10 protein-coding genes are annotated in these 15700 nt (G+C 64.8%); 5 read left to right on the top strand and 5 right to left on the bottom strand.

Going from position 1 to position 15700, the window contains the following annotated elements:
* Window positions 1-370 precede the first annotated feature (370 nt).
* Window positions 371-616, bottom strand: coding sequence for a YfhL family 4Fe-4S dicluster ferredoxin (locus F464_RS0127025; RefSeq protein ID WP_018992998.1), 246 nt, complete (start codon window positions 614-616; stop codon window positions 371-373).
* 209 nt (window positions 617-825) lie between these two features.
* Entirely contained in the window at window positions 826-1848 is a 1023-nt protein-coding gene (locus F464_RS0127020; RefSeq protein WP_018992997.1) for an AraC family transcriptional regulator, read from the bottom strand.
* A 160-nt stretch (window positions 1849-2008) separates the two neighbouring features.
* Here F464_RS0127020 and F464_RS0127015 point away from each other — a divergent pair, with 160 nt between their 5' ends.
* The 4 genes from F464_RS0127015 (at window position 2009) to F464_RS0127000 (ending at window position 9021) form a co-directional block, all read left to right on the top strand.
* On the top strand, window positions 2009-2908 hold the full coding sequence (locus F464_RS0127015) for an acyl-CoA dehydratase activase (RefSeq protein WP_018992996.1): 900 nt from the start codon (window positions 2009-2011) through the stop codon (window positions 2906-2908).
* Window positions 2905-4968, top strand: coding sequence for a 2-hydroxyacyl-CoA dehydratase (locus F464_RS0127010; protein WP_018992995.1), 2064 nt, complete (start codon window positions 2905-2907; stop codon window positions 4966-4968). Before F464_RS0127015 ends, F464_RS0127010 begins: the two co-directional genes overlap by 4 nt.
* On the top strand, window positions 4956-6206 hold the full coding sequence (locus F464_RS0127005; RefSeq protein ID WP_040395830.1) for a 2-hydroxyacyl-CoA dehydratase family protein: 1251 nt from the start codon (window positions 4956-4958) through the stop codon (window positions 6204-6206). Before F464_RS0127010 ends, F464_RS0127005 begins: the two co-directional genes overlap by 13 nt.
* Before the next feature lie 151 nt (window positions 6207-6357).
* Window positions 6358-9021 (top strand): helix-turn-helix transcriptional regulator, encoded by a 2664-nt coding sequence (locus tag F464_RS0127000; protein WP_018992993.1) that lies wholly within the window; start codon window positions 6358-6360, stop codon window positions 9019-9021.
* Between the two features lie 8 nt (window positions 9022-9029).
* Here the strand turns inward: F464_RS0127000 and F464_RS0126995 are convergent, their stop codons facing one another.
* The 3 genes from F464_RS0126995 to F464_RS0126985 all read right to left on the bottom strand — a co-directional run bounded on the left by F464_RS0126995 (window position 9030) and on the right by F464_RS0126985 (window position 13792).
* Window positions 9030-10688: an AMP-binding protein gene (locus F464_RS0126995; RefSeq protein ID WP_018992992.1), complete on the bottom strand. Its 1659-nt coding sequence runs from the start codon at window positions 10686-10688 to the stop codon at window positions 9030-9032.
* An 18-nt stretch (window positions 10689-10706) separates the two neighbouring features.
* Window positions 10707-11735: a universal stress protein gene (locus F464_RS0126990; protein ID WP_018992991.1), complete on the bottom strand. Its 1029-nt coding sequence runs from the start codon at window positions 11733-11735 to the stop codon at window positions 10707-10709.
* Between the two features lie 191 nt (window positions 11736-11926).
* A complete protein-coding gene (locus F464_RS0126985) occupies window positions 11927-13792 on the bottom strand; it encodes an EAL domain-containing protein (RefSeq protein WP_018992990.1) in 1866 nt (621 codons plus the stop codon).
* 484 nt (window positions 13793-14276) lie between these two features.
* Between F464_RS0126985 and F464_RS29730 the strand changes: the two genes are divergently transcribed.
* On the top strand, window positions 14277-15700 hold a 1424-nt coding region (locus F464_RS29730), incomplete at its 3' end, for a DUF1302 domain-containing protein (protein ID WP_040395831.1).

Below are 15700 nucleotides of genomic sequence, written 5' to 3'. Positions count from 1 at the left end.
CAGAAGAACGCATCCCGATGTACACGGGCCGATGCCGGCTACGGGCCGGCATTCTTCAGATCAAGCATCGATAAAATTAGGTTACCCCCCAACAGCGGTGAGGCTCCGCACGGAGGATGGGCAAAAATGTGCGGTCGCGGCCGAAAAAGCCGCTGCTAATGACATCTGAAGAGGAAATGCCGGATCGATGCGATACGGCGAAAGGGCGGACGTGGGATCGAGACGCCGACGGCGCCTCAGATCCCGAGCGTCGAGCGATACACGAAGCTCCACAGGGCGACCCACTCCACGCACGCCAGCGCAACGAGGAGGAGCCGGATCACGGTCGTTTCCATGGCTGTAACTCCTCCCCGCCGCGGGCTCGTGCCGTTCAGGACGCCATACGGGCGTATTTCTCCTGCAGTTGATCCCGGCTTTCCTTGAAGGCGGGATCAGGGAAGATACAGTCCGACAGACAGACCGTGATGCACTGCGACTTGTCGTAATGGCCGACGCACTCGGTGCATTTCGTGGGGTCGATCACGAAAATGTCGTCTCCCGGAGAAATCGCCTCGTTGGGGCAGTCCATTTCGCACACGCCGCAATTGATACAGTCCGCATTGATGATCAGTGCCATGTCTTCCTCCTGGCGCGTTATGGTTATGGATAGCGCGAGCACCGGTTTTGGTGATGCCTTGCCCGATGCCCTTGGGCGGTATTTAGCGCTTGGGGAGGTCGAGTGCCTTTGACCGTTCAAGTCATCGACTTGACGATATGGGACAGTCCGCGGGACGGCCGTGAGCGCGGCCGCGTGGGCGAGGAGAGGGCGTGGAGGCCCCGGAGGGCTTACTGCAGGAAGGGATTTTTTTCGCTGAGCTGATGCTGGCGCCAAGCCGACGCAGTACAGCCGAAGCGGCCCGCGAACCAGCGCGAAAAGGCGGAGGGTTCCGAGAAGCCGAGCAGCTCCGCGAGGTCCTTCAGCGGGCGTTGCGAGTTGCTCAGGTACTTGACCGCCAGGTCGCGCCGTGCCCCGTCGAGGATGTCCGAGAAGGTCTGGCCGCTCTTCTGCAGATGGCGGTGCAGGGTGCGGCGGTCGAGCCCGAGATGCTGGGCCACGACCTCGACGGAGCATCGCCCCGTCGGCAGCAGCAACCAGATCAGTTGCCGCACGTTTTCCGCTGCCGATTGGACGGGTTCGGCGTTCATCACGTCCAGCAGTTTGCGCACGTAGCGGGCGGTTTCGGCGTCGTAGCTGGGCAGGGGGTCGTCCAGGATCGTGGCCCGGCAGATGATGCCGTCGATATTGCTGTTGAACTGCAGGCGCGCGTCGAACACCCGCTGGTGGACACGCAGATCGGCGGGGGCCGGGTGCCGGAAGCACACCGCGGTGGGCCGCCATTCGTTGCCGAGCAGCACCCGCAAGGTCCGATACAGGATGCCGAGCGACATCTCCGTCGCCTGGCGCGTCGGCTGCGACTGATCGGGCATCAGTTCTTCGCGGATCACCAGCACGCCGTCGTTCTCTTCGAACATCAGCATCACCTCTTCCGCCTGCAGGTGGGTATAGCTGCGGATCGCTTCGAGGGCCTGGCGCATCGTCGGCTGGCTCTTGATCACGAGCGCGAGCGGGCCGAGGTTCGACAACTGGCGGCCTTCGGCCATGCGCAGGCCGAAGTTCTCCACCCCCGCCGCCTGCGCGGAATTCTCAAGCAGGTGAAACAGCGCGGAGACCGGAATCTTGGTGTCCGGATTCGTCAGGCAGGCCGGATTGATGTTGACGCGGCGCAACTGATCGAAAGGCGAAATGTTCAGCGACTGAGCGAGTTCGACGTAGTTGGTCAGGCAGGCGCTGCGGTGGAGCTTCTTCATTGCCATCTCAAACTCTCACTCGCCCGATTGTTGAATATCCACTCTAACGACCTGTGACCAAATGTCAAGTCGGTGTCTTTGCAGGTCAAGCCCGTGATTCGGGATGCGCTTAATGTGGCACCGCAGATCAAATCAAAAGTTCGAAACGGAGGAGCCTGCAATGAGCGAGAGCAGTTTCAACATCGCGGATGTGATCGATCCGCGGAAAATACCCGAATTGCGGCCGGTGACCACCGTCGGCATCGATATCGGTTCCCGGCAATCGAAGGCGGTGATGCTCACCGCCGAGCATGTTCACACGGTAATTACCGCCAGCGGCGTGCATCCGCATGAAACGGCACAGCGGCTGGTGAATAAATTGCTGATATTGGCGGCGCTGCCGCGCAGCGATATCTCGATGATTGCCGGCACCGGTTATGGCCGGATTGCTCTGCAATTCAGCGATATCCCGGCCGAGGTGATCACCGAGATCACCTGTCACGCAATGGGCGCGCATTACCTCAATGCGGATACCCGCACCATCATCGACATCGGTGGCCAGGATTGCAAGGCCATCAAGCTCGATACCAGCAACGGCCGCGTCACTGAATTCGCGATGAACGACAAGTGTGCTGCCGGTTCCGGCCGCTTCCTGGAGAAGACCGCGGAGATGCTGGGCTACTCGCTGGAAGAGCTGGGTGCCCGCGCGATGCAATCCACCAAGCAGCTGCAGATGAGCAGCCAGTGCGTGGTGTTCGCCGAGTCGGAAATCGTGTCGCTGAAGGCCACCGGCGAAAAGGGCGAGGACATCGCCGCCGGCGTGCATTTCGCGATCGCCCGGCGCGTCTGCAACCTGGTGAACCGCATCGGCCTCGATCCTGAGCTCGCCTTCTCCGGTGGCGTCTCCAACAACGTCGGCGTCAAGCACGCGCTGGAGAGCCTGCTCGGGCGGAGCTTCGTCACACCGCGGCTGAACGCCGTCTTCGCAGGTTGCCTCGGGGCGGCCGTCATCGCCCAGCAGAAGATCTGCGGTATCGCCGACGTCGATTCGGCGCCGCAGGAGATGGAGGTGGAGGCATGAACATGAGACACGAGAACATTCCCTCAGAGCGCAGCCTGCCCTTCACCGAGGTCATCGACCCGAAACTGGTCCATGAACTGAGCGGCGTCACCGCGCTGGGCATCGACATCGGCTCGCGCAACTCCAAGGCGGTGCTGCTCCACGACGGACGGCTCTACACCGCGCTGCTGCCCACCGGCCTCAACATGCAGGAGACCGCCGCCGAACTGCTCGACGAGCTGTACGAGAACGCCAACATCACGATGGAAGACATCGACTTCATCGTCGGCACCGGCTACGGCCGCGTGTCCCTGAAGTTCGAGACCGTGCCCAGCGAGATCCTCACCGAGATCTCCTGTCACGCGATGGGCGCGCACTACCTGAACGCCGGCACCCGCACCATCATCGACATCGGCGGGCAGGACGCCAAGGCGATCCAGGTCGATCCGGAGACCGGCAAGGTGGTCAAGTTCCGCATGAATGACAAGTGTGCGGCGGGCACCGGGCGCTTCCTGGAGAAGGCCGCCAACCTGCTCGACCTCACCATGTACGACGTCGGCCCCGAGGCCCTGAAGGCCACCAAGGATCTGGAAGTCAGCGCCCAGTGTGTGGTCTTCGCCGAATCCGAAGTGATCTCCCATCGCGCCAAGGGCGAGACGGCGGCCGACATCGCCGCCGGCGTGCATATGGCCTCTGCCAAGCGCGTCGTCGCCCTGCTGCGCGCCATCCCCCTGGAATCGGACATCGTGTTCACCGGCGGCGTCTCCAACAACGCGGGCATGAAGCACGCGCTGGAGCGTCTGCTCGGCAAGCCGATCGTCCAGCCCAAGCTGGACATGGTCTTCGCCGGCTGCCTGGGCGCCGCCATGTATGCCCAGCGCCTGGCGGTGGAGAAGCGCAGGATCAAGTCCACGAGGGTGGCCGAGCGCTGCGACCTGTCGGACGTGTCGCGCCGCATCGAGGACGCCGAAGTGTCGCTGATCGAGCGCAAGGACGTGAAGAAGGTCGGCTACCTCTGCACCTATACGCCGCCTGAGCTGCTCACCGCGGCCGGTGTCGCCTTCGGCCGCATCGACAAGTGCGGCACGCCCTCGGTGGTCGCCGAGGGGGAAGTGATCGTCAAGAGCGTGTTCTGCGACATGAGCAAGAGCGTGCTCGGCCACTTCCGCACCAAGGACCCGTTCCACGATGCGCTCGATCAGGTGGTGACCTTCTATACCTGCGACACGATGCGGGCGACCTCCAACGCGATCAACCACTACTTCAAGCCGTCCTACGGCTACGTGGTGCCGCGCACCGGCGACAAGCCCAGCGCCCGCGACTTCTTCCGCGGCGAGATGATCGCCTTCAAGAAGGACCTGGAGAAGCTCACCGGCAAGCCGGTGGACGACGACAACCTTCGCGCGTCGATCAAGCTGCACAAGAAGCTGCGCCAGACCATCCACAAGATCTCCGATCTGCGTAAGCGCAACCGTCCGCCGCTTTCGGGCAGCGACTTCCTGGAGATCACGCGCGCCTACCGCAGCATCCCGGCCGAAGAGCAGCAGCCGATCCTCGACGAGCTCTACGAGCGTCTGGCAGCGGTGCCCGACGACGACACGCCGCGTCTGCGCGTGATGATCTGCGGCGGCATCATGGCCGACGGCGACCGTCGCCTGATGGACCTGCTGGAGAAGGACATCGGTGTGAACGTGGTGGTGGAAGACCACTGCACCGGCCTGTCGCCCTTCTACTACGACACCCAGGAAACCGACGACCCGTATCGCGACCTCGCCAACGCCTATCTCGACCAGGCGCCTTGCGCCCGTCAGTCGCCGCTGAGCCGACGCATCGACTTCGCCGGCAATCTGGCCAAGGAATACAAGGTCGATGCGGTCATCTATTACACGCTGAAGTTCTGCCCGTCCTTCTCCCAGACCAAGGGCCTCTTCATGCGGCGTTTCCACGAGCTCGGACTGCCCGCCCTGGAGCTCGATACCGACTACTCCCAAGGTGACACCGGCCAGATCAAGACCCGCCTCGAAGCCTTCATCGAAGTGCTCAAGGAATCGCAAGGAGAGAAAGAACCATGCACGCAGTAATGGAAACGGCCGCATCTGCCGGCACCCCTGCCACCATCACCGGCGAACCGCGCAACCAGGTCGAGTACATCCAGCAGAGCCGCGAGGCCCATCACTACTCGCCCGGCATCCAGAAGCTCTACGACCTCGCGCTCTCTTACTTCCCCGACGCGGAGAAGGGCAACCAGGAGGGCACGCCGGCGGTGTGGTCGACCGGCCTGATGGAGGCGCCGCTGCTCTACGCCTGCGACACCATCCCGATGGCGGTCTATGACCTGGGCCGCCTGGGGTCGGCGGTGGAGGCGGCGGAGCTGTCGGAAGACATCTTCGACATGCCGAAGGAAACCTGCTCGATGGTTTCCGCCCTGATCGGCGAGTGGTACATGCGCCGCAACAACTCGGTGAAGAAGGTCGTTGCGCTGTCCACGGTCTGCGAGCCCCTCAATATGGGCTACGAGATGATCAAGGAGTTCGGCTTCGACATCCACCGCGTCGAACAGGTGATCCGCCCGGTGCACGGCGGCGACGAGCGGCTGGAGCAGATGATCAAGTTCCTCGCCAGCGAACTCGAGGATGTCGCCTTCTTCCTCACTGGCAAGCCGGTCGACGAGGAGAAGATGCGCGCCGAGATCAAGCGGCTCAACCGCCTGATGGCCAAGTTCCGCGAGATCCTCCAGCTGCGCCTGAAGAACCCGCTCTACATCAAGAGCCTGCCGACGCTGTTCCTGCTGATGGGCTCGGCCCACTATTTCGGCAAGCCGGCGGAGTACGAGGCGCTGCTCGACCAGCTGATCGAAGAGCTGAAGACCGCGGACTTCGTGCCCTCGCCGATGGGCAAGATCATCCCGCTGACCTGGGTCGGCGCGCGTGGCCTGGAGTTCGGGGTGTACAAGGCGGTGGATGATCTGGGCGGCGCGTTGCTCTCCTGGTTCACGCCGAACCCCTACGACCGCGTCTGGAACGAGGACATCCCGCCGCTGGAGTCGATGGCGCGCTTCATCCTCGACTACTTCGTCACCGGTTCGCCCGTCAATCAGATCAAGTACATCGAAAACATGATCGAGGAGTCGGGCTCCAAGGGGATGCTGTTCTACACCTACATCGGCTGCCCCTACGGCGGGATGCACGTCGAGCTCTTCCGCGACCACTTCCACAAGAAGGGCGTGCCGAGCTCGGGTCTGGAAGGCAGCTGGCAGGTCGGGGCGCCCTCAGGCCAGTTGATCACCCGCGTGCGCGCCTTCATCGAAATGTTGTCCTGACGGAAGCGGGCCCGAAGGGCCTGCGTTGAGGCACGGGTCGGGGTTGGACGGCGTCGCCGCCCGATCCCGACCGGTCGCGATTCCGTTTCGCGACCGACTGCGATAGTCTCTAAGTCTCCTTGTCCGGCGAGTCTCTGCGCGCACCTGCTGAATGGCAACCGAAACGGCGAACCCCGAATTCGTTCTTAAGAGCACGCCGCCGCGCGTGCCCAAAGACCAACTGCTGCGAGGCCGCCTCAGCTGGGACGGCGAGGAGCTCAGGCACAAGACGATCATCGAGGTCATCGCTCCCGCGGGCTTCGGCAAGACATCCCTGCTTGGCCAGTGGAGGCGCGAAGCTCTCAACCTTGGCGCGCTGGTCGCGTGGTTGACGCTCGACGACCGGGACGACGTCGCCCGCTTCACCGGCGGGCTCGCGTATTCGATGAGGGTGGCGAGCGGACGACCGACGTTCGAGCGGGCCGTCGCACAGTTGATTCGCCAGGGGAGCAGCGACTTCGAAGGCCTCACGGCGTGGCTCGCCGAAGTCGCGAATCTGGGCGCCGAGACGGTACTGATCCTCGACGAGGCGCAGTCGGCCCCGGATGCCGTTCAGCAATCGCTGCTTTACCTGATCCTCAATGCGCCGCCGAATCTTCGCGTCGTCCTCGCTTCGCGCAAGGCGCTGCAGCTTCCTCTCTCGAGCTTCCTGGCGCGGGGCCTGTATGCCTCCGTCGGTGCCGACCGGCTGCGCTTCACCCGTCAGGAAACGGCCGAGATCCTGAAGGCGCGCTTCAAGGATCGGATCGACGCCGAATCCTGCATGCGCCTGCACGAAAAGGCCGCCGGTTGGCCGCTGGGACTCCAGCTGGCGATGGTGGTGATTGAACGCCAGCCCGATCTGAACGCGGCGATCGCGACGATGGACGCCGCCACGGGCGATCTCGAACGTTACTTCCTCGAGGGCCTGCTGCGGGATCTGGAGCCGCGCATCGTCGAGTTCCTCGTCCGCATCTCGATCCTGGATGCCTTGCGGGTCGACCTGTGCGCGTTCGTCACCGGGTACGAGGATGCTCCTGACGTGCTGGCGCGCCTGCGTGATTCGCTGCCGATCTTCGCCGACGGGCTCACCACGGACTGGATCCGGTTTCATCCGATGGTGCGCGAGTTTCTTGCCGGGCAGCTGCGCAAGCGCCCCGACGCCGAGCGGCAGGCCCTGCACGCGCGGGCGGCGCGCTGGTTCGCCGACCATGGCATGCGCGAGGCGGCGGCGGACCAGGCGCTCGCGGCCGGCGAGGATGCGCTGGCATACGGCCTGATCAGCGAATGCATCTACGGTGCCGCACTCGAAGGCGACCATGTCCGCCTGATGTACTGGCTGGAGCGCATTCCGCCCGAAGAACTCGAGCGCCATCCACGCACACTGCTCGGTGCCGCCTGGGTGCTTGCGCTGAGCGAGCGGCACCAGGAGGCGACCCGGCTGATCGAGAAGATGCGCGGAAACGTCGCCGCTCCCGTGGAAGAACGTTTCGAGAGCGATCTGATCAGTAGTGCGGCGGCGTATTTTGCCGATCGGATCGACGAGGTGGAGAGCATTCTTGCGCCATGGAAGGGGCACGATGACTCGGTATCGCCGCCCCTGAAGGCGATCTACGCCAATTGCACGGCGGTCGCCCAGATCTACCTCGGCAATCCGGAGCGGGCGCGCCATCTGATCCGGGCGGCTTACGTGGGCGTGCCCGCCGGACTGCATGCGGTGCGCGGCTGGGCCGAGTGGGGGATCGGCTTTAGCTATCTGTGGGAGGGGCACGTGCAGCTCGCACAGGAGTGGCTCACGGAACCCTGCCGGCGCGCGGACGACGCAATCGGCCGGCGCAATGGCGTGAGCGCGATGCTGGCCTCGGCATTGGCGATGGCCCACTGGGAGCTGGGCGATACCGATGCGGCGGAGGACGTGCTGCTTGGACGGCTGGACGTACTGGAGCACGTCTCTGCGCCGGAGGCGATCGTCATGGGCTACCAGGTTGCTGCCCGGCTTGCGCGCATGAAGGGGCAGGATCGACGTGCGCTTGATCTGCTTGATAACCTCTATGCGCTCGGCGAGGTCCGCAAGATGCCGCGTTATCGCGTCGCTAGCCTGTTCGAACAGGCGCGCATGCACATGATCCAGGGGCGCGCGCGGTCCTGTCTCGATGCCTGTGAGCGGCTCGAAACGATGGCGCCGGACCTGGAGACGAACACCCTCCTGGGGCGCCTGCTGCTGCTGCGCGTGGGCCTGGCCCGCGGTTACGGTGCGATCGCGAGCGGTGACTGGGAAAAGGCTCTGGCGATTGTCGAGCCCCTGCACGACGAAACGGAGAAGTTGCGGCGCGGTCGGGAAGGTGTGGAGATCAAATTCCTCGTCGCGCTTGCGCGCAGGCACCGCGGCCTGGAATGGAAGACCCGGTTGGACGAGGCAGTGGCCGTCGCTGATATCTTCGGGATGCGACGGGCGCTCAACTATATGCAACCGCTGGTCGGCGAATGGGAAAGCGAGGAAGTGGCTGGCGACGAACCCGTGCCCGAACGCCCACCGGTCCCGTCGCGGCGGACGGCGGCTCCCTCCGCCCATGCGACGCTCGCCAAGACGGGCGGGCTACTGACCGCGAAGGAAGAAGAGATCCTTCAATTGCTCAGACGCAATCTGTCGAACAAGCAGATCGCGAGTGCCTTGAGCATCAGCGACGAGACCGTCAAATGGCACGTCAAGAACCTGTTCGTGAAATTCAATGCGGGTTCTCGACGGCACGTGGTTGACCGCGCCCTCATGCTGGGCATCCTCAGCGATCCATACTGATCCGTCGCTTAGACGGCGGGCGCGGCGGTTTCCGACGGCCAGGGGTGCCCGGCGAACATTTCCCGTAGCTGCCCCTTGTGCACCTTCCCGGTGGCGGTATGCGGAATGTGCTCGACAAACACCATGTCGTCCGGCAACCAGCGGCGGTCAAGTCTCTGCGCGAGGTAGTCGAGCAGTTCTTCCCGGCTCACCTCGCAACTGCTTCGCCTCAAGATGATCAGCAGCCGGCGGGTGCGCGATGGGGTGCCGGGAAGCGTGATCAGTGCCGCCTCGAACACATCGGGGTGGCCGACTGCGATCGCCTCGAGTTCGGCGGAGGACATCCATTCCCCGCCGCTCTTGAGCGCGTCGGCCGCCCGGCCCGTCACCCGTAGCCCGCCCTTGCCGTCGATTGTCGCGATATCCCCGCTTGCGAAGAATCCGTCCGCGTCGAGCGGCGATGCCCCCGTCGCCTTGAAATAACCGGCGGGGACCCACGGGCCGCGCAGGCGCAGGTGCCCCCGTGTGAGACCGTCGTGCGGCACGCGCCGGCCCGCGTCGTCGACGAGGCGCAGTTCGACCCCGAATGGCGCGCGGCCCTGTTGACCCTCCGGTGACCTCGTCGCCCCTTCCTCCGCCCGGCCCGCTGCAGATACGGGAGCGCTCACCGCGCCGATCGGCGAGCTCTCCGTCATCCCCCACACCTGCGTGACGGTGGCGCGGAACTGCGACGCGAAGCGTTCGGTGAGAGGGCTTCCGGGCACGCCGCCGCCGATGACGACGCGGCGCAGGCCGAGATCTTTTCGGGGATTGCGGTGTGTGGCGTCGGCATGGGCGAAGATCGGCGACCAGACGTTGGGGCCCCCGAGTGCGAGCGTGACCCGCTCATCCCGCATCAGCTCGTACAGGCTTCGGCCGTCGTTGGCCGGCCCGGGCAGCACGAGTTTCATGCCGCACATCGCCGCGGCGTAGGGTACCCCCCAGCCATTGACGTGAAACATCGGCGCGGCCAGCAGCGCGGTCTCGTTCGCCGAGAGCGCCATGCTGTCGGCCGCGCAGATGGCAAAGGCGTGGAGCACGGTCGAGCGATGCGAGTACAGCACCCCCTTGGGCGTTTCCGTCGTTCCCGCCGTGTAGCACAGCGACGACGCCGTGGTCTCATCTAAGACCGGCCAGCTGAAGTCTTCGGCGCTTCCGGCGATCAGGTCCTCGTAACACAGCAGGTTCGGAATGTCGCTCAGCGGCAGGTTCCTGCGGTCCGTCATCGCCACGAAGTGCTTCACGGTCCGGAGCATCGGGGCGAGGCGTTCGACCAGCGGGGCGAAGGTGACGTCGAAGAACAGGTGCTGGTCTTCGGCGTGATTGATGACGTATTCGAGCTGCTCCGGAAATTGCCGCGGGTGGATGGTGTGCAGCACCGCGCCGATCCCCGACACGCCGTAATACATCTCCAGGTGGCGATAGCCGTTCCATGCCAGGGTTCCGATCCGCTCGCCGGGCTTCACGCCGAGGGCGAGCAGCGCCCGGGCCACGCCCTGGGCGCGGCGCGCGATGTCGCGGTAGGTGCTGCGATCGATCGTCCCTTCCGCCGTGCGAGAGACGATTTCGGCGTCGGGGTGGCACCTTGCCGCATGTTCGATCAGAGATGAAACGAGCAGGGGGACGTCCTGCATGAGTCCCTTAAGCATGGGCGTGCCTCCTGAACTTTAGGCGTGATCGGCGTCCGTGGGGGCCTGATTCACGATACGCGAAAAGATGCGACGGAACTCGGTCCTGCTGTCGCGATTGAAACGCGGATCGCCGTCTTCGGAGAATGCCGCGTTGATCCAGTCCCAGTCTTCGGGGGTCAGATGACACTGCGCTGCGGGGAGAATGACGCGCTCGACGCGTTCCATGTGTTCCCATACGGATCGTTCGCAGCGGCTGGCGGCGTCCCTGATCGCAGCAAGATCGCCCCTGCCGCCGAGATAACGATCGATGGACGCCGCAAGTTCGTCGATGAGGTCGCAGTCCTCCTGGTAGCGCCGGCTCAGTTCGGAGAGTTCGGCGTCGTAACGCGATGACCGCTCGTGCAGCCGGGGCATCAGGTATTCCTCTTCCTTCGGCCGATGATGGCTTGCCGAAAAGGCCGTGACATAGTGGATTGCCGTGCGCATGAATTCGGCATGCGGGCGCTCGCGCAAGTCCCGTCCGCTGTCGAGCAAGTCCTGCAGCGCGTGGAGGGCGGCCGCGAGGGAGCGGTGATCGTCCCGGATGGCGTCCATGGCCTGCGACTGGGCGGGCGGGCTGGACGTGGCGGCGACGAGGACGGGCATGCCGGCGTTGACCAGGACCTTCAGGGTCTGTGATCCCAGCATCATGCCGATGTTGCTTCGCCGGCCGTGCGACGCCATGTAGATGAGATCGCAGTCGGCGTCCCGCGCCGCAGCGATGATCGCGCGCGCCGGCGAATCGCTGACGACCGTCGCCGAGCCGCAGGGAACCCCGAATGCCCGCGCGGCGGCTTCGGCCTTTGCGAGGAGTTCGCGCACGCGACCCTCGAAGGCATAGGCGAACTTCGCCGGCGAGGTCAGGCGAACGATTTCGGCCTCGCCGTCCAGTGCAGCGGCATAGTCCGGCTGCGCGTGAAAGAAGGTGATGCGGGCGCCCAGGGTGCGGGCGAACTCGACCGCGTTGCTGCAGATTTCGGTCGAGAGGTCGGTTCCGTCGATCGGCACGAGTAGGTGGCGGTACATGGTGGCTCCTGGGGCTGGGCGAATCGGACGCGTGTGCCGTAAGCGCTGCGGACGGGCATGGCCGTGCCGTCATCGATCCGGTCAATGCGTCGGGCCCGCCGTCGACGGGGGATCATTTGCAACCGATTCTAGTCCCGCCGGAATGCCCGGCCACCCCCTCCGCGAAGGGGGGAGGGCGCCGGCAATGCCGGTCAGACCTTCCGCAGCGGATCCTGTGCGTGCCAGCAGGAGTGCCGCTCCCAGTCCGGGAACTCTCCTGCGGGAATGGGCCGGCTGATGAGATACCCCTGCGCCGTGTCGCAGCCGAGCGCCACCAGCCGCTCCCATACCGCCTGGGTCTCGACGCCCTCGGCGACGATCTTGAGGCCCAGGTTGTGCCCCAGTTCGATCGTCGACCGCACGATGATCTCGGAGTCATCGCTGGCAAGCATGTTTGCAACGAAGGACTGGTCGATCTTCAGGGTGTCGACAGGGAGTTTCTGCAGGTAGGTCAGGCTCGAATAGCCGGTTCCGAAATCGTCGATCAGCAGCTCGACCCCCAGGTCCTTGAGGCGGGTGAGAATCTCCAGCGCGCCGACGGGCTCCTCCATCAGCGCGCTTTCGGTAAGTTCGAACTGGATCAGTTCCGGTGCCGTGCCCCACGTGTCGAACAGCCCTTTGATGCGATCGAGCAGGCGCGGATCGCGCAGGTCATGCGCGGACAGGTTCACCGACATCGGCAGATCCATTCCGGCTTCCACCCACGCGTAGCTCTGGCGGAACGCCGCTTCCAGCACCCATTGGGTGAGCGGCGTGATCAGTCCTGCGTGTTCCGCAATCTTGATGAATTCACCGGTCGAGAGCATCCCGTGTTTGGGGTGCTGCCAGCGTACCAGTGCCTCGGCCCCGCACACGCGCTGCGACCCGAGATCGACCTTGGGCTGGCAGTAGAGGAGGAGTTCATTCCTCGCGATGGCGTGTCGCAACTCGCCAATCAGCGAGAGACGACGCGCGAATTCGCGGTCTGGGCTGCCGCGGTAGAGCGCATGGCCCGAGGCGGTGTGCCGTGCCTGGCCGGCCGCGACGGTGGCGCGGCGGAGAAGATCGTCCGCGTCTGTCCCGTGGCCGGGAAACAGCGCGATGCCGATGCTCGCGCGCGAATCCACTGCAAACTCGGTCAATTCGACCGGCTCGCGCAGGATCCCCAGCAGGTTTTGCGCGACCTGGGTGGCATGTTCCGAGCCAGCGTCGGTGAGCAACACGGCGAATTCGTCTTCGCCCACCCGCGCCAGCATTCTCGCTTCGTCGGTGAAAGGCTGCAGGCGGGTACAAATCGTTTGCAGGAAGCGTTCGCCCTCGCGGTAACCGAGCGTTTCATTGATTTCCTGCAACTGGCCCATCTTGAGCACCAGCAGGGCCAGCGGATTGAAGTGCTGTTTCGCGCCTTCGAGCGTGGTGCTCAACTGTTCGCAGAGCGAGAGCCGGTTGGGTAGTCCGGTCAGCGGATCATAGTAGGCCATGCGCTCGATGGTCCGCTCGGCTTCACGGTGCTTGACGCGGGTGCGCAGATTCGAGATCCCGTAGGCGAGATCGTCGGCCAGTTCGCCCAGCAGCCGCATCTCCGCTTCGTCGAAGGCATCGGGGTCCGCGGCAAGGATGCTCAGCGCACCGATGACTTGGCCTTCGATGCGGAGCGGCAGCGCGGTGGCGGCGGCATAGCCGGCCTTTCGTGCATAGTTGCGAATCGGGGCGTACGAGGGTTCGGTGAGAAGGTGCCTTCCGACCGACGGATTGCCGGTACGGATCGCGGTGGCTACCGCCCAGTCGCCGAAACCGCTGTCGGCCCAGGTGAGGGGCAGACATTCGAGATCGACGGGGTCGATGCCGAAGCTGGCCATCAGGCGGATGCTCTTCCGTTCGTCGTATTCCGCGTAGCCCACGGATGCGACGCGGTAGCCGCCGTCTTCGACGATCACCCTGCACATTTCGTGCAGCAGTTCCGCCTCGTCGTTTGCGCGCAGCAGTGTGCGGTTTCCGGCGCTCAAGGTCCGCAGCGCGCGGACGGTTCGCGCGAGCATGGGAGAGCAGGCGTCGGCCGAGGGGGGCGTTGGTTCGGGACGGGAACGGTTCAGGCGTCGGGGTGTTGCCCGAGGTTTCATGATTGTTTGGCCCACGATTGGGTGCAGGTCCTTTCGATCCGTCCGCGCAATGCAGTAATCTGGCGGTACCCTGGCGCGTCGTGTGAATACCTTGCATTGGACATCGTCCCGCAACGCCGATTCGCAGCTGCGACTATAACCAAAGACTAGTCCCTTCATTCCAGGAATAAAGATTGTGCGCGCCTGGCGATGAATCGGTCGTGGCCGTCGCATCAATTCCCCCAGCTGCTTCGGTAAGAAACAGATCGCCGCCCAGACGCGCGACCTCGCTTGGCACTTTTCACCCCTCTTCGCAGGGGGGTGAAAGTGCAGCTCTCAATGCGCAGAATGAATTGCGTCCGACGTGCAGGTGCCGGGCGAGCGAAATTGATCAAGCCAACCAAAAAAAGAGGGGCTGGGGACGATGGAGACGAGAAGTCAAAGGGGCGTCATCGCGCTCCGCCGCGTGGCGGTGGCAGTATGGGCAGCGACGCTGGGGCTGTGCGGTCCTGCACAGGCGTTCGAGCTGGACACGGGGAACGCGGACCTTCAGGTTCGGTGGGACAACACGCTGCGCTACAACCTTGCGACGCGGGTGGAGGGGCGCAACAGCAAGTTCGCCAACTCGGCGCTCACCGACGAAGGCACGTACAGCTTCGACCGGGGCGATCTGGTCGCCAACCGCCTCGACCTGCTGTCCGAGCTCGACGTCGTGTACAAGGGCAAGACCGGCTTTCGCGTGAGCGGCGCGGCGTGGGTCGACGCGGCCTACGGCGACAAGAGCGAATCGAATCCGAACGCCCCGTTCGCGGCCATCCCGAGCTACACGAACCACGAGTACAGCCGCTACACGAAGCGCTACTACGCCGGCCCCTCGGGGGAGCTGCTCGACGCCTTCGTGTTCGCCAACTTCGACGCCGCGAGCGTGCCGGTGCGCCTGAAGGCGGGCCGTCACACCGTGTTCTGGGGCGAATCGCTGTTCCTCGGCGGGGCGCTGCACAGCGTCTCGTATGCGCAGATGCCGCTCGACCTGCAGAAGGGCTTCGCGACGCCGGGCGCGGAGGCGAAGGAACTCTTCCGCCCGCTCAATCAGCTCTCGGGCCAGGCCCAGCTCACCGACACGCTGTCGGTGTCGGCGCAGTACTTCATGGAATGGGAAGCCTACCGCTACCCCGAAGGCGGCACCTACCTCGGCCCGGTGGACTTCGCCTTCAACGGCCCCGACCGCCAGTTCATCAGCCGCGGGCTGGGCTTCGCCGCCAACGGCAAGCCGGTCGAGCCCAAGCAGGCCGGTGAATACGGCGTGTCGCTGCGCTGGTCGCCCGAAGCGCTCGACGGCACGCTCGGCGTCTACTACCGCCGCTACGCCGACAAGCTGCCGCAGACCTTCCTCACGCGGGTCGGCCCCGGCATCACCCGCTACAACCTCATCTACGCCGACGACATCGACCTCTTCGGCGTGAGCCTGGCCAAGAACATCGGCGGCGTGAGCGTCGGCGCGGAACTCTCCTACCGCCGCAACACCCCGCTCAACTCGCAGGTGCTGGGCATCTCGCCGAGCGGCCTGCCCGATCGCGGCGAGACCAGCGGCCCGCGTGGCGACACCTTCCATGGGCTGGTCAATGTGTTGGGCCTCATCTCCGAGACCCCGGTGTTCGATGCCGCGAGCTGGGCGGCCGAGCTCACCTGGGCCAAATGGGACAAGGTGCGTAGCGGCGAGCGCCTCTTCTACGCCACCGGCTTCGCGCCGTGCAACGGCCGCGACAAGTGGGACGGCTGCACGACCAAGGACTTCTTCGGCCTCGCGCTCGCCTTCACCCCGACCTGGTACCAGGTGCTGCCCGGGGT

It is taken from the genome of Aromatoleum toluclasticum ATCC 700605, assembly GCF_000378245.1.
Classification (GTDB): Bacteria; Pseudomonadota; Gammaproteobacteria; order Burkholderiales; family Rhodocyclaceae; genus Aromatoleum; species Aromatoleum toluclasticum.
The sequence above is the reverse complement of the archived record's forward strand: the minus strand, read 5'-3'. Positions and strand labels throughout refer to the sequence as shown.